The 20,503-nt window shown below is 32.7% G+C and carries 18 protein-coding genes; 7 read left to right on the forward strand and 11 right to left on the reverse strand.

From position 1 onward, the window contains the following. Together GN138_RS13440 and GN138_RS13445 are read right to left on the reverse strand one after the other, a co-directional pair. Positions 1–1,975, reverse strand: a 1,975-nt coding sequence (locus GN138_RS13440) for a PKD domain-containing protein (RefSeq protein ID WP_157364526.1), incomplete at its 3' end; no start/stop codon positions are given. 13 nt (positions 1,976–1,988) lie between these two features. Then, entirely contained in the window at positions 1,989–2,450 is a 462-nt protein-coding gene (locus tag GN138_RS13445; RefSeq protein WP_157364527.1) for a hypothetical protein, read from the reverse strand. Between the two features lie 198 nt (positions 2,451–2,648). Here GN138_RS13445 and folE point away from each other — a divergent pair, with 198 nt between their 5' ends. The 6 genes from folE (at position 2,649) to GN138_RS13475 (ending at position 7,383) form a co-directional block, all read left to right on the forward strand. Next, the gene (folE, locus tag GN138_RS13450) at positions 2,649–3,326 is read left to right on the forward strand and encodes a GTP cyclohydrolase I FolE (RefSeq protein ID WP_157364528.1); all 678 of its coding nucleotides are present in this window, start codon (positions 2,649–2,651) and stop codon (positions 3,324–3,326) included. A 34-nt stretch (positions 3,327–3,360) separates the two neighbouring features. Further along, the gene (cysS, locus tag GN138_RS13455; protein ID WP_157364529.1) at positions 3,361–4,842 is read left to right on the forward strand and encodes a cysteine--tRNA ligase; all 1,482 of its coding nucleotides are present in this window, start codon (positions 3,361–3,363) and stop codon (positions 4,840–4,842) included. A 49-nt stretch (positions 4,843–4,891) separates the two neighbouring features. Then, positions 4,892–5,125, forward strand: a complete 234-nt coding sequence (gene yidD / locus GN138_RS13460; RefSeq protein ID WP_157364530.1) for a membrane protein insertion efficiency factor YidD — start codon at positions 4,892–4,894, stop codon at positions 5,123–5,125. A gap of 67 nt (positions 5,126–5,192) precedes the next feature. Then, positions 5,193–6,017 (forward strand): prolipoprotein diacylglyceryl transferase, encoded by an 825-nt coding sequence (lgt, locus tag GN138_RS13465; protein ID WP_157364531.1) that lies wholly within the window; start codon positions 5,193–5,195, stop codon positions 6,015–6,017. 30 nt (positions 6,018–6,047) lie between these two features. Then, complete coding sequence (locus tag GN138_RS13470; RefSeq protein WP_231743085.1) at positions 6,048–6,527, forward strand: DUF192 domain-containing protein; 480 nt, start codon at positions 6,048–6,050, stop codon at positions 6,525–6,527. Further along, positions 6,520–7,383: an alpha/beta hydrolase family protein gene (locus GN138_RS13475; RefSeq protein WP_157364533.1), complete on the forward strand. Its 864-nt coding sequence runs from the start codon at positions 6,520–6,522 to the stop codon at positions 7,381–7,383. Before GN138_RS13470 ends, GN138_RS13475 begins: the two co-directional genes overlap by 8 nt. A 105-nt stretch (positions 7,384–7,488) precedes the next feature. Here the strand turns inward: GN138_RS13475 and secDF are convergent, their stop codons facing one another. From secDF to asnB, 7 genes are all read right to left on the reverse strand, one after another. Further along, complete coding sequence (secDF, locus tag GN138_RS13480; RefSeq protein ID WP_157364534.1) at positions 7,489–10,539, reverse strand: protein translocase subunit SecDF; 3,051 nt, start codon at positions 10,537–10,539, stop codon at positions 7,489–7,491. A gap of 174 nt (positions 10,540–10,713) precedes the next feature. Then, a complete protein-coding gene (locus GN138_RS13485; protein ID WP_157364535.1) occupies positions 10,714–11,325 on the reverse strand; it encodes a hypothetical protein in 612 nt (203 codons plus the stop codon). Positions 11,326–11,401: 76 nt separating this feature from the next. Next, complete coding sequence (locus GN138_RS13490) at positions 11,402–12,058, reverse strand: DUF4412 domain-containing protein (protein ID WP_157364536.1); 657 nt, start codon at positions 12,056–12,058, stop codon at positions 11,402–11,404. Positions 12,059–12,143: 85 nt separating this feature from the next. Next, entirely contained in the window at positions 12,144–13,070 is a 927-nt protein-coding gene (gene mdh / locus GN138_RS13495; RefSeq protein WP_157364537.1) for a malate dehydrogenase, read from the reverse strand. Positions 13,071–13,200: 130 nt separating this feature from the next. Further along, a complete protein-coding gene (locus GN138_RS13500; RefSeq protein ID WP_157364538.1) occupies positions 13,201–14,244 on the reverse strand; it encodes a DUF6588 family protein in 1,044 nt (347 codons plus the stop codon). A 168-nt stretch (positions 14,245–14,412) separates the two neighbouring features. Further along, positions 14,413–16,362, reverse strand: coding sequence for a DNA topoisomerase (ATP-hydrolyzing) subunit B (gene gyrB, locus GN138_RS13505; RefSeq protein ID WP_157364539.1), 1,950 nt, complete (start codon positions 16,360–16,362; stop codon positions 14,413–14,415). A 310-nt stretch (positions 16,363–16,672) separates the two neighbouring features. Beyond that, positions 16,673–18,337, reverse strand: a complete 1,665-nt coding sequence (asnB, locus tag GN138_RS13510) for an asparagine synthase B (protein WP_157364540.1) — start codon at positions 18,335–18,337, stop codon at positions 16,673–16,675. Positions 18,338–18,601: 264 nt separating this feature from the next. Here asnB and GN138_RS13515 point away from each other — a divergent pair, with 264 nt between their 5' ends. Then, a complete protein-coding gene (locus tag GN138_RS13515) occupies positions 18,602–19,147 on the forward strand; it encodes a DUF2911 domain-containing protein (RefSeq protein ID WP_157364541.1) in 546 nt (181 codons plus the stop codon). A 71-nt stretch (positions 19,148–19,218) separates the two neighbouring features. Here the strand turns inward: GN138_RS13515 and GN138_RS13520 are convergent, their stop codons facing one another. Both GN138_RS13520 and GN138_RS13525 read right to left on the reverse strand, forming a co-directional pair. Continuing rightward, positions 19,219–19,797 carry a hypothetical protein gene (locus tag GN138_RS13520; protein WP_157364542.1) on the reverse strand — a complete coding sequence of 193 codons (579 nt, stop codon included), beginning with the start codon at positions 19,795–19,797 and terminating at the stop codon, positions 19,219–19,221. A gap of 63 nt (positions 19,798–19,860) precedes the next feature. Then, a complete protein-coding gene (locus GN138_RS13525) occupies positions 19,861–20,493 on the reverse strand; it encodes a 7-carboxy-7-deazaguanine synthase QueE (RefSeq protein ID WP_157364543.1) in 633 nt (210 codons plus the stop codon). Positions 20,494–20,503: the final 10 nt, after the last annotated feature.

A 20,503-nucleotide genomic window follows, 5' to 3' on the forward strand; every position in this document is an offset into this window, starting at 1 on the left:
TTAAATAATAAGATACCTCGTAATTTGCCGCGGATTGGGTTCCTAAAATAGTTGCTGTCTGAGTACTTAGGTCAAATTCTTCAAAACCATCGTTACTTTCATCATCACACAATTCTAAATCTGATGCTGGATTAATAGTAGGCTGACCCGCAACATTTAAAGTAAACGATAAAATTTCATAACATCCCGTATCTAAATATTCAACTCTTATGTAAATAGTTTCTCCATCGGCACCTAAATAAGTACTTGGATTAGCAATAACACCTGTATCACCTTCAGCATCTGACAAGGAATTATGATACGTAACTACAAAATCTGTAGGATTCGCAGTATTCTCTAAAACAACTGAAGTATTAGACTCTAAATCGAATTCAAAAGGCGGTGCACCTGCATCACATATAAACAAATTATTAGGTGCTTCTGTAACAATCTCTGGATACACATCTATACAAACAGTTTCTGTATACTCACACCCAAAATCATCGGTAACTCTGTAGGTATAACAATGTTCTCCTGCTGTGTCTGGTTGCACTGTAATATCATTACCATTTACATTTGTTATTGTAGCGTCTGCATCCCAAGCTTCTGACGTAATTACTGGTGTGAACGATAATTCTGGCGGTTGTAGGTTTGGATCAAAATTAATAAACCATGAGAAAATAGTACCATCATCAATAGCATAATTATCGACAACTCTAATAGTCCAATCACCATTTAAAGGACTACCTAATAAACTAGTAAAATCATCTATAGGTAAGTAAGTACCAGGTGCCCATGAATTACTTGCTGGGTTTGAACCAGCAATAACAGTTGCTCCATTATTAACGGTTACTGACCCTGACAATGAAAAACAATAATCAGCACCTTCGCCTGGCACTTGGTTGTCTAAGTTATTGGCTCCACCAAAATAAGTGCCTCCACCACCTTGATCATAAAGCTGAGCAACTTGACCCGACGGACTAATAATATCTATTTCTAAATCACCAGAATAAGAATGTTCTAAATTTATACATATTTCAACTATTTGGCTAACGTCTGTTAACGTCGCTGAAGAATCAAAACAGTCTACCGTTACGGACGTCTCATAAGTAGCTCCAGACTGATCAGGTAGTACGGTTACACCACTAGTAGGTGGTGTACAATCATTAATATATTCCACGGCATTGACTACACCAGAAATTGTGGTACTTTCTCCATAACATAACACAGTATCTGCTGCACCTGTACCTGTAAAATCTGGCTCTGTTGCTACTTGTACAACCTGATTTATTAAATTAGTATTTGAACAACCCTCTGGATTTACTGAAGTATTTGTGTCTGTAATATTTAAGTTAACAATGTATACTCCAGGTGTATCATATGAAAAAGTAGCCGTTTGACCTGCAACTGTATTTCCGTCTCCTAAATCCCACTCATACGTTGCGCCTGTTCCATCTGATGAAAAATTACCACTACCAGTTAATGTAATATCTTCATTAGGACAAACTCTAATATAACCATCACCGTTTGGTGTAGGAGAAAATGTATCGATTTGAGATGTAATTGTTTGACAAGGTGTTAAACAACTGATATCCGCAGCCCAACCTGTTGTAACTCCACTATCATTTGATACAAATTCTATGGTTATACATCCACTTGTATTATTTGGTGTTGCCGTAATTAGACCAGGATTATTAACCCCAGAAAAGGTTCCAAATGCATTAGCCGGATCTGCAAAATCAGCATCATAAATAGTCATAACATCAGAATTCAACTGTGTACTAAAATCAGTAAAATTTATTTGCACTTGTTGACCTGCGTTTTCAGGACAAATCGTTAAAACAAAACTTTCATCGTTACCGTAAGACCCAAATTCTCCTCCAGAATCATAAAAAACGCCTCCACATTGACTAACTGTAGCTGTTTGCATTATTACCTCTTGCCCAATCAAAAATGAAGAGCATAACAATGCGAAAATTGTAATTAAATTTTTCATATTAAATTTCTTCTTATTGATATTGCGACTTAACTAAAATGTAATAATTTGTATTGTCTACATGATACATTGCTGCAGAACGCGAATGAAATTGAAAATTATATTTCAATGGGTTAAAATTTTCAGGGTTAAAAACGACATCTCTTTCCAAATCCTTTACATAATAATTACATAAAGTAACCTCAGAAAGCTTGGTACAATCTTTAGTTTTTGTATCAGATGAAGCTAATTCTATAACAACCCTGTTTCTTAGAATATTTTTAACACTCAACAATCGAAACGGATTACTGTAAATATATTTCTCAGCAAATTCTCCATAAACCTCTTCAATTTGAGCACGCTCATTAGCCGTTAATGGAAGTTTTACATTGTCTTTAAATTCTATAACAGGAAGAGGCTGTTGACCTTGATTTTTTTGACCAGATACTAGTAAGGGAAGCATAGCAAAGGCTACTATGGCACATAGTTTTTTCATTATTCAAATGGATTTTTTAAAGTTTCGAAAATTAAGAAAATTTTAATAAAACCATTGTTAATTTGTCAAGGATATTGACACTTTAACGGTTTTAACAATATAACAGTTATATAAATATTTTCCCTACCCAATGGTTACTATTTTTATTGTTTATCTTTGCAACTTGCTTATAAAAACAGAAAAACAATTATTATACAAATGAAAATCGATAGTGATTTTAACGATATAGACGCATTAGGTGATGACCACATAGGCACATCTAGTGACACACCTTTAAGAGAAGATGCCTTTGAACTCTCTAATTCTGAAAAAATTGACATTATTAAAGGTGATGTAAAACATATATTAGAAACTTTAGGATTAGACCTTAATGACGATAGTTTAAAAGGAACACCAAACAGAGTTGCAAAAATGTTTGTAAACGAAATTTTTGGTGGTTTAGATCCTAACAAAAAACCAAGTGCTTCAACTTTTGATAATAAGTATAAATATGGTGAAATGTTAGTAGAAAAAAACATTACGGTTTATTCTACATGCGAGCATCACTTATTGCCAATAGTTGGTAGAGCGCATATTGCATACATCTCTAATGGTACTGTAGTAGGGCTATCTAAAATGAATAGAATTGTAGATTATTATGCCAAACGTCCACAAGTACAAGAACGTTTAACAATTCAAATAGTTAAAGAACTTCAGCGTGTATTAAATACCGAAGATGTTGCTTGTGTAATTGACGCTAAACACTTGTGCGTAAACTCTAGAGGTATTAGAGATATTGAAAGTAGTACGGTAACTTCAGAATTCGGAGGAAAATTTAAAGAAAAAGAAACTCGAAGAGAATTACTAGATTATATTCAATTAGATACGCAGTTTTAATTCAACCTATTGATTTATTTTTCAAATTAGCATCATGTCTTTATATAACACTCAAGAATTAAAAATATATAATTCGCTATCTAGCAAAAAAGAAGTTTTTCAACCTATAACTGAAGGCTATGTTGGTATGTACGTTTGTGGACCAACAGTATACAGTAATGTGCATTTAGGTAATGTAAGAACCTTTATGTCTTTTGATATGATTTTTCGTTACCTTAAACATTTGGGTTACAAGGTAAGATATGTACGTAATATTACTGATGCTGGTCACTTGGAAAATGATGCTGATGCTGGTGAAGATAAAATTACTAAAAAAGCACGTTTAGAGGCTATAGAACCTATGGAAATTGTACAGCGATATACGGTTGATTTTCATAATGTATTAAATACCTTCAATTTTTTACCGCCTAGTATAGAACCAACGGCTACTGGTCATATTATTGAACAGATAGAATTAATTGAATCTATAATAGACAATGGTTTCGCCTATATTGTTAACGGCTCTGTTTATTTTGATGTCCATAAATATAATGAAACTAATGAGTATGGTATTTTAAGTAAGCGAAAGGTTGAAGACTTAATTCATAACACTAGAGCTTTAGATGGACAAAGTGATAAGAAAAACCCACAAGATTTTGCACTTTGGAAAAAAGCAGAACCAACACACATTATGCGTTGGCCTTCACCTTGGAGTGATGGTTTTCCGGGATGGCACTTAGAATGTACAGCAATGAGCACCAAATATTTAGGTGAGTTTTTTGATATTCATGGTGGTGGTATGGATTTAAAATTTCCGCATCACGAATGTGAAATTGCACAAAACCAAGCTGCAAAAGGACAAGCACCTGTAAAATATTGGATGCATGCCAATATGCTAGAGCTTAATGGTGCTCGTATGAGTAAATCTACAGGTAATTATATAAATCCTGCTGAATTGCTTTCTGGTGAAAATGACATTATGTCTAAAGCCTACAATCCAAGCGTTATTCGATTTTTTATGATGCAAGCATCTTACAGAAGTGTTTTAGATTTAACAGATGCTGGTTTAGCAGCTGCAGAAAAAGGATTTCATAGATTAATGGATGCTTATGGCTTAATTGAAAGCTTAAAAACAGATACAATATCCTCGTTTAATGTAACAGAATGGAAACAGAAATGTTACAACGCTATGAATGATGATTTTAACACGCCTATTTTAATTGCTACTCTTTTTGAAGCTGTAAAATTTATTAACTTAATAAAAGACGGTACGGCAACTGTAACTCCAGAAGATTTAGCAAGCCTAAAAGAAACTATAGATACTTTTGTTTTTGACGTACTAGGCTTAGTAAACATCTCTAAAGAAGACACAGGTAGTGACAAATTAGCTAGTGCTGTTGAGATTTTAATAAACCTAAGAAAGGAAGCAAGACAAAATAAAGACTTTGCGTTATCAGATAAAATTAGAGATGAATTAGCTGAAGCAGGTATTCAACTTAACGATAGTAGAGAAGGTACCACATTTACAACCAACTAACTTATATATAAATTTAAATGACCAATAAGAAGTAGAATTTACAGCTGTTATGAAAAAAATTCTGGTTGCACCTTTCTTATTACTCATTAAAGTCTATCAAACCTTTATATCGCCTTTTACACCTGCCACATGCAGATATCAACCAACATGTTCTCATTACGCAAAAGAAGCATTAGAAGTTCATGGTTTTTTTAAAGGAGGATGGTTAGCTATAAAGCGAATTTTTAGTTGTCATCCTTGGGGAGGCAAAGGCTACGACCCAGTTCCGCCTAAAGACCATTAATATTACGTTAATCTCACATTCTATCACAATCAAAATATTATCTTTACCTCATTAAATAAAATTATCTATGTTTTTATTACAGATTGACTGGGATCCTTTAAAGTATATTGATTTAGGATTTTTTAAACTTCATTTCTACAGTTTAATGTGGATAACAGCCTTTGTTATAGGATTTACTATTATGAAGCGTATTTACAAAAATGAAGGCGAATCTGAAGAATCCTTAGATTCTTTATTCATATACTCCGTTATTGGTATTATGCTAGGTGCAAGATTAGGCCATGTTATATTCTACCAGTCTGAATTAATTACAGAAGATTTTTTCAGTATCTTTTTACCTTTTAAGTTTAAAGGTGGATTTGAATTTACAGGTTTTCAAGGTTTAGCAAGTCATGGTGCAGCAATTGCCATGATTATATCCATGTATTTATATAATAAAAAGGTTTTACACAAATCCGTTCTATGGATTTTAGACCGTGTAGTTATACCAGTAGCATCTGGTGCCGTATTTGTTAGAATTGGTAACTTTATTAATTCTGAAATTATAGGAAAATATACAGGAAGCGATTTTGGAGTTGTCTTTAAACAATTAGGCGAAACCGAACCTAGACATCCTGCTCAACTATATGAAGCATTTAGCTATATCTTTGTTTTTATAATTCTATTTTACTTCTATTGGAAAACTAAAAAGTCTGAACAACAAGGCTTCTTATTTGGATTATTTTTAGTTTTACTTTGGACTGTTAGATTCTTTGTTGAGTTTGTAAAAGAAGCCCAAAATATTGAACGTGCGGATTGGGTATTAAATACTGGCCAATGGTTAAGTATACCATTTATATTTATAGGTTTATATTTTATGTTTTTTTACAAGCCAAAAACAAAATTAAGCTAACACATGCGTATTTATCCTTTTTTAAAATTTATGCTATTGACTACTATAACAGTATGCTTTTTTTCTTGTAAAGAAGAAAAAACTATAAAAACAGAAGACAAGGTAATTGTCAGCTTTAAAAAAGAAGGAACACTTACATTAAAAAAAGCAGATTCAGATTCTATTATAAAAACTATAGATATTGAAATTGCAGATGATGACTACGAAACACAAACTGGTTTAATGTATAGAACAAAACTTGAAACCAATCAAGGAATGCTCTTTATTTTTCCTGATGCCCAAATGCGCAGTTTCTACATGAAGAATACTAAGATACCTTTAGATATTATCTATATAGATGAAAATTTAAAGATTGTAAGTTTTCAAAAAAACGCCAAACCCTTTGATGAAACATCTTTACCGTCTGAAGCTGCTGCAAAATATGTTTTAGAAATTAATGGTGGACTTGCAGATGAATGGCAACTAAACGTAGGTGATCAAATTAGTTTTACTAAAACAACGAATGATTAAAGGTGTAGATTTAAATATCAATACACCCTTAGGACACCAAATAGGTCTAACGGTTTTTAAACCTAAAACTTCAAACAACAAAAGCATCATCATCTCTTCTGCTACAGGAGTTCTTCAACATTACTACTTTAAATTTTCAACCTACTTTGCGGAGTTAGGTTATACTGTTTACACGTTTGATTATTCTGGTATTGGCAGATCCAACAAAAATAAATCTCAATTAAAGCAGAATAAACTTAACATAAAAGATTGGGGAGAAAACGACCAAGCTTCAGTAATTGCTTACGCTCAATCTAAAAACCCTTTACACAAGACCATTTTAATTACGCATAGTATTGGCGGACAATTATTAGCGTTTAATAAAAATATAAGGCAATTAGATGCCATAATTACCGTTGCTTCTCAAAGTGGTTACTGGAAACATTGGAAAGGATTTGAGCGATTTAAAATGCTGACCTTTTGGTATGTGCTTATCCCTTGGTTAACACCTTTATTTGGGTATTTCCCAGCTAAAAAATTAAGGCTTTTTGAAAATCTACCAAAAGATATGGTTTATCAATGGCAACGTTGGGGAAAACATAAGAACTACATGTTGAGCGAATTTGATTTTAATCAACTTCAATTCAAAAATTATAAAAAGAATATTTTAGTGCTTAGTTTTCCTAATGATGAATATGCCTCAAAATCTTCAGTAAATTGGCTAGCTGAACAATTTATAAATGCTAGTATAAACCGAAGACATATTCTACCTGAAGAACTAAATACTCCTGATATTGGACATTTTGGATTCTTTAGAAATCAATTTAAAAACTCATTATGGAAAATGACGCATCGCTGGATTGAAAATTATTCTTAAATAATCTTATTATTATTAAAAATTTTGAATAAAAAATGCCTCTCAATTAAGAGAGGCATTTTTAGTTTCTGAAATTATTCAGAACAAAAACGATTTTAAAAAAGCTTAAGCTTCTTCTTCAACTTCTTTCACTTTATTTTTAAGTGCATCTGTTGCATTACCTTTTTTAGCGGTATCATACATAATTGGTGTTGCAATAAACACAGAAGAATATGTACCTACAATTACACCCAAGATTAAAGCAAATAATAAATCTTTAAGTGAATCTGCTCCAAATATGAACATCGCTAATAATACCACTAACGTAGTTAAAGATGTATTTAACGTTCTAGAAATTGTACTGTTTATAGACTTATTGATTGTTGTATCAAAATCCCAACCTAAGTTCTCGTTAAAGTATTCTCTAATTCTATCAAATACAACAACGGTATCATTCAGTGAGTAACCAATTACAGTTAATATTGCTGCGATGAACGTTTGGTCAATCTCCATACTAAATGGCATGAATCTCCAAGTTAATGAATAAATACCCATTACAATTAACACATCATGAAATACTGCAGCTACAGCACCAAGAGAGAATTGCCACTTCTTAAATCTAAATAAGATATATAAAAATACAACAACTAACGATCCCAAAATAGCCCAAACTGAAGATTTTTGAATATCATCTGCAATAGTAGGACTTACTTTACTAGATAACATTTTACCAATTTTCTTATCACCAGATCCATCTAAGAACTCAGTATAAGTCATACCAGCAGGAAGGTACTTTTGTAATGCTTTAAATAACATAGATTGTACTTCTTCATCAGCTTCTATAGAACTATCTTCTACTTTATACTTAGTAGATATTTTTAACTGATTTGGTGCACCGATTGTTTTTACCTCAGCACTTTCAAATACAGCATGAAGATCAGATTTAACCTCCTCAACACTCATATCTTGCTCAAAACGTACTTGATAAGTTCTTCCTCCTACAAAGTCAATACCTTGATCTAATCCTGTTGTAAATAAAGACCCTAAACTAACTATAATTAATGCACCAGAAATGATGTAAGCAATCTTACGTTTTCTTAAGAAATCGATATTTACATTCTTAAATAAGTTCTTAGTTATACCAGTAGCGAAATCTAAATTACCTCCTCTATTCACATACCAATCAATTAACAAACGTGTTATAAAAATTGCTGTAAATAATGATGTTAAAATACCTATAATTAAAGTTGTAGCGAATCCTTTAATTGGTCCTGTACCAAAAACAAATAAAATTAAAGCCGTTAAACCTGTAGTAATGTTTGCATCTAAAATTGAAGACAACGCATTAGAGAAACCATCTTTAATAGATTCTTTCTGCGACTTCCCTTTTGCTAATTCCTCCCTTATTCTTTCAAAAATAAGAACGTTGGCATCTACAGAAATACCAATTGTTAATACAATACCTGCAATACCAGGTAAAGTTAATACAGCGCCTAAACTTGCTAAAACACCAAATATTAATAAGATGTTTAATAGTAAAGCGATATCTGCAAAACCACCTGCCTTACCATAGTAAAAAATCATCCATAATAATACAAAGACTAAGGCAATTGCAAATGATAACATACCACTATCAATAGCTTCTTGACCTAAAGATGGACCTACCTCATCTGCTTGTACAATTTCAGCAGAGGCAGGTAATTTACCGGCTCTTAATACGTTTGCTAAATCTACTGCTTCAGCTAAAGTAAATGAACCTGAAATCTGAGATCTACCACCAGAAATACCACCAGCTTGTGTAACACCTGGAGCAGAATATACAATATTATCTAAAACAATTGCAATGTTACCGTCTGTTTGGTTAGCTTCTTTGGTCATTTCTTCCCAAATTTTAGCACCTCTTGCATCCATTTGCATACTAACGGCAGGTCTGCTTACTTGATCGTAATCTTGATCAGCACCTGTTATAACTGCACCACTTAATCTTGGTTCGTCTTCTCTATTACCTTTTAAGGCATATAACTCAGAATATTCAGAATCTTCAGCTTGTAATCCCCAAGCAAACTTTAAATAACGCATTTCTGCAGGTAACAAAGTTCTGTTTTTTGCAGCATTTAAATGTGCTAAAACTTTTTCCCTATCCTTTTTTAAGAAGATTCCTACAACTCCACCACCTCTACCGTAATCTTGAATTCCGATAGGATTTATATCTGCAACATTAGTAGAATCTGTTTCTATCTGACCCGTTAAATCATCAATAGCATCTGATGTTTCGTCTTGATCTTCTTCAACATCTGCAACATCTTCCTTAACTTCTTTCTCTTTATTTTCTTCAACCAATTTTTGGTTAACTTGCATTATATAAGGTAAAACTTCTTGAGCTTTATAAGTTTCCCAAAACTGTAATTGTGCCGTTTTAGTCACTAAATCTTTTACACGCTCAATATCCTTTGCTCCTGGTAATTCTAAAAGAATACGACCAGTGTTTCCTAAACGTTGAATGTTTGGAGATGCTACACCAAACTTATCAATACGCTTACGTAATACCTCAAAAGCAGAAACGATAGACTCATCAATTTTAGTTTCAATAATGCCTTTAACTTCGTCATCTGACATGTCAAATTTAATCTCCTCACTTAATGAACGATTAGCAAAAATATCTGGAGACGCCAATTTTGTATCACCCTTAATAGCATCAAATGCTGTAAAGAAAGATTGTAAATAAGAATCTTGTGAATTTTTCTGTAATTCTTCCGCATCATCTAACGCCTTATTAAATAAAGGATCTTTACTGTTATCAGATAATCCTTTTAAGATATCTCTAACTGAAATTTGAAGAATTACATTAATACCACCTTTAAGGTCTAAACCTAAATTCATGGCATTATTTTCTACTTCATTATAATTGTATTGTGCTATACCTAATAAGTTATATACATCAATAGACTCAAACTTATCACCTACTTTAATTTTTTCAGTTTTTAAAGAATCTAAATATCTTACCTCTTCTAAACTTCTCTTAGATTGGTAATCGTCTTCTGTTTCTGCATACTTTGCAATTGCTGCTTCTTTTGCAGCATCTTCTATTTGATTCGCTTTAAAAGTAAATGATAATTGATAAATACTTACCAAACCAAATAAAAGCGCAAATAGCTTAATTATTCCTTTGTTTTGCATTGTTGTTGTTTTTAATGTCGGATTGTTAGTTAATTACGATAGTTATAAAAACTAGCGCGCAAATATAACTTTTACGCTATAATCCGACAATGTTTTTTATAAATTAGATGGTTAGCTTTTTGATTGACAAAAGCTTATTGAATTGAAGAGGAATTATTTCAGATTAAAAATTCCTTAAACCATTGGTCCTGCTCTTACTTCTGGGATTTTGTAAGATGAATTGTTACTTACTATTAATTCAACTTTATAGCTTGTAATAATAGTATTTAAGATCTGGTTATTTAATTCTGAATTTACCTGATGACCACAATCTTGTACCTTTAATGTATTAGAATGATCCGTCTTGTGATTAAATTCAGTGACTTGAGTACCTTCTAAATCCCAGTTATTAGACGTGCTCGTTTTAATTTCTGAAACATTAAGCTCGTAATCTTTTACATTTTTTTTATTGGGAAAATCACGTGAAGATTCATTAGAAGAATTATAAGTAATCTTGAAGTCTTCAGCGTTAAAAAGCGCATCTTTAATATGTGCAACATCTTCTTCACTGAAATACGTAATTCTTAGTTGGCCAGATTGACTTTGACCTATATTGATTTGAGAAACACCTATTTTGCGAAGTTGACTTTGTATAGTCTCAATAGCATTCTCTCTATCTGCAACAGTAAACCCATCGTCTGAAAACTGAATGACAATTTGCTGATTTGGTGCTGTATTTTGCTCAAAAAACGTCCCTAATAACGCTAAGAGTACAGTAATAATTCCAAAATGCAATTTGATTTTCATGCGCCAAATATAGACAAAAAAATAAAGACTCTATTTATTAGATATAGCCATTATAAAATCTTTAGTTTGTTTCAATTTACATTCCTCCCATTTCGGTATAACCCTCTGGTGGTGTTAAGCTAACTTTATCATCTGAAACTAATTCTTCTTTAATTTCTGTTATCTCAGATGTAATGATAATTTTTGAACCTTGCTGATTCATAGTCATTATAAAATATAACGGGTATCCTTCAATTTTATCTCCCATAGCTGTAGTATTATGGCTAAATGCAGATAATTTATCTGTAGTAAACATTTGCATCTCTACTTCTTGGCCTTTTTCTTGCATCTTTACTAAATATTGTTGGCACTCGTATCCCATAATTGTTTTTGTCTCATCGCCTTTTGTTACAACCACATTATTTAAATCTTCTTCGCTTGGCACAAAAGATTGAAGAAGATATTTTTTACCTAAACCTGGTTGATTCATTAACATAAGCATCTCTTTTGTTGTACCATCAACAATAATCACCATATCACCTGTCATTGGACTACTTGTTTCACTGCGCGATTTATCTCCTTTAAAATAAATAACGCTTTCTGTATCTCCCATAGCCTGTAATTGCATATTTATCTGCTCATTATCACTAGACATAGTCTGGGTAGCTATTAAAACTCCTTCATTTAATTGTGTTTGAGCACAAAGAATTAAATTAAATATTAAACTGATACTTAATAATAGTATGTTCTTCATTATTCTAATTTTAGAATTAATATTAAAAAAACCTTACCAACAACAAGTATCAGTAAGGTTTTATTATTTAAAAAAGTTATAAAGACTATAACTCTAATAAGCCGTTAGTTTTCTTTACGCCTTCTGCACTTTCTGCCATATGTGCTTTTTCAGCATCACTTAAAGGAACATCTACAATCTTTTCAATTCCGTTTCTTCCTAAAATTACGGGTACACCAATACAAAGGTCGCTTAATCCGTATTCACCATCTAATAATGTTGAACAAGGGAAAATTTTCTTCTGGTCGCAAGCAATGGCTTGTACTAAGCCACTTACAGCTGCACCTGGAGCATACCATGCTGATGTTCCTAATAAACCTGTTAATGTTGCTCCACCTACTTTAGTATCTGCTGCAACTTGCTCTAATCTTTCTGCTGAAATAAACTCAGAGACTTTTATACTGTTTCTAGTTGCATGAGATATTAATGGCACCATACCTTTATCGCTATGTCCTCCAATTACCATTCCGTCTACATCACTAATAGGTGCTTCTAACGCTTCTGCTAATCTGTACTTAAAACGAGCAGAATCTAATGCGCCACCCATTCCTATAATTCTATGTTTTGGTAACCCTGTAACTTTATGAGCCAAATAAGTCATAGTATCCATTGGATTACTAACCACAATTAAAATAGTATTTGGTGAATGCTCCACTAAACTTGTAGATACCGTTTTAACAATGCCTGCATTAATACCAATTAATTCTTCACGTGTCATACCAGGCTTACGAGGAATACCAGAAGTAATTACACAGATATCACTACCTGCTGTTTTAGTATAATCGTTTGTACTTCCTGTTATTTTAGTATCAAACCCATTTAAAGAGGCACATTGCATAAGGTCCATTGCTTTTCCTTCTGCATAGCCTTCCTTAATGTCTAAAATTACAACTTCAGAAGCAAAGTTTTTTATTGCAATATATTCTGCACAACTTGCACCTACTGCACCTGCGCCAACTACGGTTACTTTCATAATTTTTTATGTTTATTTAATGTGAAACTACGTGTTAAAAACGAACACAAATTTACAAATAAAATTGCTTTAAAAGAAAAAAGCATAAGAGTAAATCTTATGCTATCATCTATTTTGAAAATAACTAAAACTATCTTACACTGAAAGCTATACCAACAGTTGCCGTGTTATAATTTTGAAATGTATAATCTGCAAATATTTTAAAAATACTTAAGTTTAAGCGCGCACCTAAAGTAGCTCTCATTCCATTGTTTTCAAAGTCTAGATTTATTGGGTCTGAAATCGCTTCATTTACTGTACCGATTTGATTTCCATTTTCATCCTCAACATCGTAGGTTAAAATATAGTCACCTTTCATTTTAGCGGTTGTTTTACCGCTATTATAGCCTGCACTAGCGTACAACGTTAATAACTTAAAATCTAAAGATGCTAATGCCTGAACCGTCCATGTATTCATTTTAAATTCTGCCTCACCATTTACCACCTCAACATAGTCAGTAGCATCTTCGTCTTTCATGTCGTAAACAACGCTCATGTTAGTAAATGCACCTAAGACTGATACGCTCAATGGCGAATCATCTATAATCCCTAAATACTGTGTAAGATCGTGTTGTAAACCAAAACCAATTAATTTTGCTTCAACATCATCGTAATTTTGAGTGGGTACAAAACGCGCCTTAATATCTGTTTTAAATGGTAAACCAAAACCGACTTGTACTGTTGGTGCTGGTACAGCATTTACAGGTAAATCTTCTGTAATACCTCCAGGCATATTAAAACTCACCACCTTATAAGTTCCATCTCCATTATCTATTTCTACATCTACCACTGTCTCTGTGTCGTCATCACTCATTATAGTTTGCACTTCAGACTCATTGTTTTGTAAACTAAGATATGTATAATCGCTTGGCACAAAAGCAAAAGTTTTGGCTTCATCTGGTACTAAAGATGCATTAGCTCCAATTGTTAGGTCAAAGCCAAATTTTTTATGAACTTTAGCAGTAGTTGCCCATCCGCCATTCATACTATACATTAATCCTTCCATAGCAGGATTAAGATAATTCTGTGACAATAAACTTGCATCATCCGAAGCTAATAAAATAGTCTCTAAGTCTTGAGCCTTAGCAAATTGAAAACTCAAAACTAAGACAATTAGGGTTAGAATATTTTTCATAAATATTTTATTTTTATTGGCATAAACATATAAAATTAATTTGAAAACCAACACTTGAGCCTTTATATTTCACAATTTTGGAGATGAACTTTCAGAATTTTAAATAAAAAAACACCCAATTATGGGTGTTTTTAAAAACTGATTTATGATTTTATTTGTAAATTATAATTACGCATCAATGTTTGCATAAATAGCATTTCTTTCTATAAAATCTCTACGAGGTGGCACTTCGTCTCCCATAAGCATAGAAAATACACGATCTGCCTCTACGCCATTATCTATATGTATTTGACGCAGTGTTCTAAACTCAGGATTCATTGTTGTATCCCATAATTGTTCTGCATTCATCTCACCAAGACCTTTATAACGTTGAATTTTTGCGCCATCACCATACTCTTCCATTATTGCAGCACGCTCATCATCATTCCAAGCGTATTTCTTTTTGGCTCCTTTTTTAACCAAATATAATGGTGGTGTAGCGATATAAATGTGACCATTTTCAATTAACTCCTTCATATATCTAAAGAAGAATGTTAATATTAACGTTTCAATATGCGAACCATCAATATCGGCATCACACATTATTACAATTTTATGATATCTTAATTTAGAAAGATTTAATGCTTTACTATCTTCTTCTGTTCCGATAGTTACACCTAAAGCTGTAAAAATATTTTTAATTTCTTCGTTTTCAAAAACTTTATGCGTCATAGCTTTCTCCACATTAAGAATCTTACCTCGTAATGGTAGTATAGCTTGAAACGCTCTATCACGTCCTTGTTTTGCTGTTCCACCTGCCGAATCTCCCTCAACAAGATAAACTTCACATTTTGCAGGATCTTGCTCAGAACAATCTGATAATTTACCAGGTAAACCACCAATACTCATCACAGTTTTTCGCTGAACCATTTCACGAGCCTTCTGTGCTGCATGACGTGCTTGTGCTGCTAGAATTACTTTTTGCACAATAGTTTTTGCATCATCTGGATGCTCCTCTAAGTAATCGGTTAGCATTTCTGAAACGGACTGACTAACAGCAGCAGAAACTTCACGGTTACCTAATTTTGTTTTTGTTTGTCCTTCAAATTGTGGCTCTTGTACTTTTACAGATACAATAGCGGTTAATCCTTCACGGAAATCGTCTCCAGAAATATCAAATTTTAATTTATCTAACATTCCAGATTCATCAGCATATTTTTTAAGAGTATGTGTTAAACCTCTACGGAAACCCGAAAGGTGTGTACCACCTTCATGTGTGTTAATATTGTTTACGTAGGAGTGTAAATTCTCTGCATACGACGTATTATAAACCATGGCTACCTCAACTGGCACACCGTTTTTTTCACCTTCAAAAGAAATAACATCTTTCATTAAAGGCTCTCTCGTTGCATCTAGGAATCTAATGAACTCACTTAATCCTTCCTCTGAGTGAAATGTTTCACCCTCAAACTCTCCATCTTCTTTTTTGTTGCGTTTGTCTATTAAATGAACCGTAATTCCTTTATTTAAATAAGCTAATTCTCTTAAACGACTTGCTAATGTATCATAGCTATACTCTAAAGTTTGAGTAAAAATTGTTGGGTCTGGTTTAAAGGTTACAGTCGTTCCTCTTTTATCAGTATCACCCACAATTTTTACAGGATACATTGCTTTTCCACGCTCATACTCTTGCTCGTAAATTTTCCCTTCTCTATATACAGTGGCTTTTAAATTTGTTGAAAGAGCATTAACACAACTTACACCAACACCGTGTAAACCACCAGATACTTTATAAGAATCTTTATCAAATTTACCACCAGCACCAATTTTAGTCATTACAACCTCTAATGCAGAAACCCCTTCTTTTTTATGAAGTCCTACAGGAATACCACGACCATCATCTTCTGTGGTAATAGAATTATCTTCGTTAATAGTTACTGTAATGTTATCACAGTGACCAGCTAAGGCTTCATCAATAGAGTTATCCACAACCTCATATACTAAATGATGTAAACCTCTAACGCCAACATCTCCAATATACATGGATGGACGCATACGCACATGCTCCATACCTTCTAAGGCCTGAATACTATCTGCTGAATAATTATCCTTATTAAATTCTTCTTTCTTTTCGCTCATTATAATGAAATAATTTTAGTTCAAATTAAGGCATAAAAAAATGACACTAATGTATCATTTTTGAACACTAACAAATATAAGAAATTAAAAATCGTTTTAAAAGCTTTTTATGCGTTGCAATGATTAATTATTAACATTTGTTAATTATTTTAAAAGTGCCTTAAAACGCCTAAAAAATAGCTTAAATTAAATTTTAAAGTTTCATGCTCCTAAAAAAAACTACAGTAAAACATAAAATCTCGCAAAAGCGAGATTTTATAAGTTAAGTTGATAATGATTTAGTTTTTAAAAAACTATTTTGAAGTCATTTTTAATATGCCTTATCATGTACATTAGCAATTGCTCTACCAGAAGGGTCATTCATGTTTTTAAACGCCTCATCCCATTCTAAAGCTGTTGCAGTGCTACAAGCTACACTTGCTTCTTGGGGCACACTTAATGCTGCTGCATCGCTAGGAAAGTGTCCTTCAAAAATACTTCTGTAATAATATTCTTCTTTATTTAAAGGTGTGTTTATAGGGAAACGGAATGCTGCGTTTTCTATTTGCTCGTCTGTAACTTCTTTTTCTACCAACTCTTTAAGTGTATCAATCCAGCTGTAACCTACACCATCACTAAATTGTTCTTTTTGTCTCCAAGCTACGCTCTCTGGTATTAAGTCTTCAAATGCTTTACGTACCACCCATTTTTCCGTACGTTCGCCATTAATCATTTTGTCTTTTGGGTTAATGCGCATAGCAACATCCATAAACTCTTTATCTAAGAATGGTACACGTCCTTCAATTCCCCAAGCTGCTAAACTTTTATTAGCTCTTAAACAATCGTACATATGAAGTTTATCTAATTTACGTACCGTTTCATCATGAAAATCTTTTGCGCTTGGTGCTTTATGGAAATATAAATAGCCTCCAAAAATTTCATCGGCACCTTCACCAGATAATACCATTTTTATTCCCATTGATTTAATCACTCTTGCCATTAAATACATTGGTGTAGAAGAACGAATGGTAGTAATATCATAAGTTTCTATGTTATAAATTACATCCTTAATAGCATCTAAACCTTCTTGAATTGTAAATTTAATTTCATGATGAACCGTTCCTATATGGTCTGCTACTTTTTGTGCAGCAGCTAAATCTGGAGAGCCTTCTAGACCTACAGAAAACGAGTGTAGTTGCGGCCACCACGCATCAGTAGTATCATCAGATTCTACACGTTTTTGGGCATATTTTTTAGCAATTGCTGATGTTACTGAAGAGTCTAATCCACCAGACAATAAAACACCATATGGTACATCACTCATTAATTGTCTGTGTACCGCAGCTTCTAAAGCTTGTTTTACTTCTGCTATACTTGTTTCGTTGTCTTTAACCGCCTCGTAATCGGTCCAATCTCTCACGTACCATTTAACAAATTCTCCATCACTACTAGACATGTAATGTCCTGGAGGAAATAATTCAATTTTAGTACAAATACCTTCTAAAGCTTTTAATTCTGAAGCCACATAAAAAGTTCCGTTTTTATCCCAACCAATGTACAATGGAATAATTCCCATATGATCTCTAGCTATAAAATATTCATCTTTTTCAGCATCATAAATTGCGAAGCCAAAAATTCCGTTTAAATCATCTACAAAATCAACACCTTTTTCTTGATATAAAGCAAGTATAACTTCACAATCACTTTGAGTTTTAAAATTGTATTTGCCTTCATACTGCTTTCTTATATCTCTATGGTTATAGATTTCTCCATTTGCAGCTAATACTAATTTACGATCTGGACTAAACAAGGGTTGCTTTCCAGAAGCAGGATCTACAATTGCCAGACGTTCATGAGCCATAATTACTTTATCATCACTATAAATACCGCTCCAATCTGGTCCTCTATGACGTATTGCCTTGGCCATTTCTAAAACCTGAGGTCTTAAATCATCTACTTTTTGTTTTATATCAAACGCACATACTATTCCGCACATAACTTTTATTTTTTTTGAATTTGGATTGTTATCCTATTTTTAATTATTAATTCTGAAGCAAATATTACATAAAACTTTCATATTATAAACACAAAAGGTATTAATAGTTTTAAATTAACACAATTTAAAACCAATTAATGACAATATTAAAGCATCAATAGGTAAAAAGAGCTATTTAACTTTTAATCTGTAAATTTTAATATTTCATTTGGACTATTGGTTTTTATATCTGCTAATTTTAGCAGAAAAATCACACTAAATATTATGAAACATTTTAAATTTATTTCTGCTGCAACTTTTGCAATTGCCATGTTGTTCTCTTTTCAGTTAAATGCACAAGATTTTCAAGGATTAGACAAAAGCCCAATGGATGCAGCTTCTTATCCAAGTGCTCATAAAGCCCCAGATAAATTAGTAAAAATAGTATACAGTCGTCCACAACTAAAAGGACGTTCCGTAGAGGACTTAGTAAAAGAAGGTAAAGTTTGGCGTGTAGGCGCAAATGAAGCTGCAGAAATTACATTTTATAAAGATGTAAAACTAGATAACACGGTAATAAAGGCCGGAACATATTCTTTTTTCATTATTCCTGAAGCTTCAAATTGGACCGCAATTATAAGTAGTGACCTTAATAGCTGGGGAAGTTATTCTTATAATGAAAAAAACGATGTTGCACGTATAAATGTACCTGTAACAGAAGGAGAGGAATCTTTAGAAGCATTCTCAATTGCTTTTAACAATAACGATAATGGTGTTAGCATGCATTTAGGTTGGGGAACCGTTAGAGTTGCTATTCCATTTACAATGTAATTACATCTTATTATAAAATAAAAAAGCGCCTTAAAATATTAAGGTGCTTTTTTATTACTAATTTTAATTAATTACAAATTCACAGTACCATGAAAACTTCCATCAAATGCAGAATGAAGGTTTAACACTATATTATAACCGTCGTTAGTTGGTTGTAAGGCTACAGCTCCACTATTTAATGCAACATCAACACCATTTATACTAACATTTAAAATAGCATTACTTTGTCTATTTGCGTTATAATGAAAATTATAATCGTTAGAATTCAATTCTAAAACAGTAATCATCATTTGGTCACCCGATTCTAAATTAAACACTAAATCTATTTCACTGTTTTCATAATAATTAATAAAACCATCAACTACAGAATAGTCAACTCTACCATTATTTTGATGCATTATTTGGCCATAGCTTTCTACGTTGCAATGACATGGTTCCTCTTTTGGTAATCGCTCCTTAATAATTATAGGACGTTTAGGTTTAGGCACTGGCTTATTTTCTCTTGGTGCCGGTTTTACTATAATCTCTGGTAAATCAACTCTAATATCTATTTCTACACCTCCACCAATTCTTACTTGTGCATCAGTATTTAAAATTGAGAAAAAAATAAATGTTAAGGTAATAAGAAGTTTTTGGGTAAAATTTTTCATAATGATTAAATTAGTTTTTATTCATTACTCAATCTCTATGCCAAAATTACATTTTAATAAATTCTAAGGTATATTTAGATACTTATGCGTTTGTAAAGACACTTTCCATTTAGGATTAGCCATTACGTAGTCTACAATTTTAGGCATCATTTTATCGCGCTTACTCCATTCTGGTTGAAGATATAAAATACAATCCTTGCTCACTTTTGCAGCTTGTTCTTCTGCAAACTTAAAATCGTCATTATTATAAATTATACATTTAAGTTCGTGGGCTTTTTCATAAACCTCTTGGGTAGGTAATTTCATTTTTTTAGGAGACAGACAAATCCAATCCCATTCACCAGATAATGGATAAGCTCCCGAAGTTTCAATATGCGTCTGCACACCTTTTGCTTTTAACTGTGTAGTTAATGGTCCCATATCCCAAGTTAAAGGCTCTCCACCAGTTACAATAATAGTATCACTATACTTTACAGCATTTTCTACAATCTTTTGGGTTTCTGTAGGAGGATGCAATTCTGCTAACCAACTCTCTTTAACATCGCACCAATGGCAACCAACATCACAACCTCCTATTCTTACAAAGTAAGCCGCAGTACCTTTATGGAAACCTTCACCTTGTATGGTATAAAATTCCTCCATTAATGGAAGCAATAATCCTTTATCTATTAATTCTTGTCTTTCTCTTCTCGTCATAAGAGTGCAA

Source organism: Winogradskyella endarachnes (assembly GCF_009741275.1).
GTDB classification, from domain to species: domain Bacteria; phylum Bacteroidota; class Bacteroidia; order Flavobacteriales; family Flavobacteriaceae; genus Winogradskyella; species Winogradskyella endarachnes.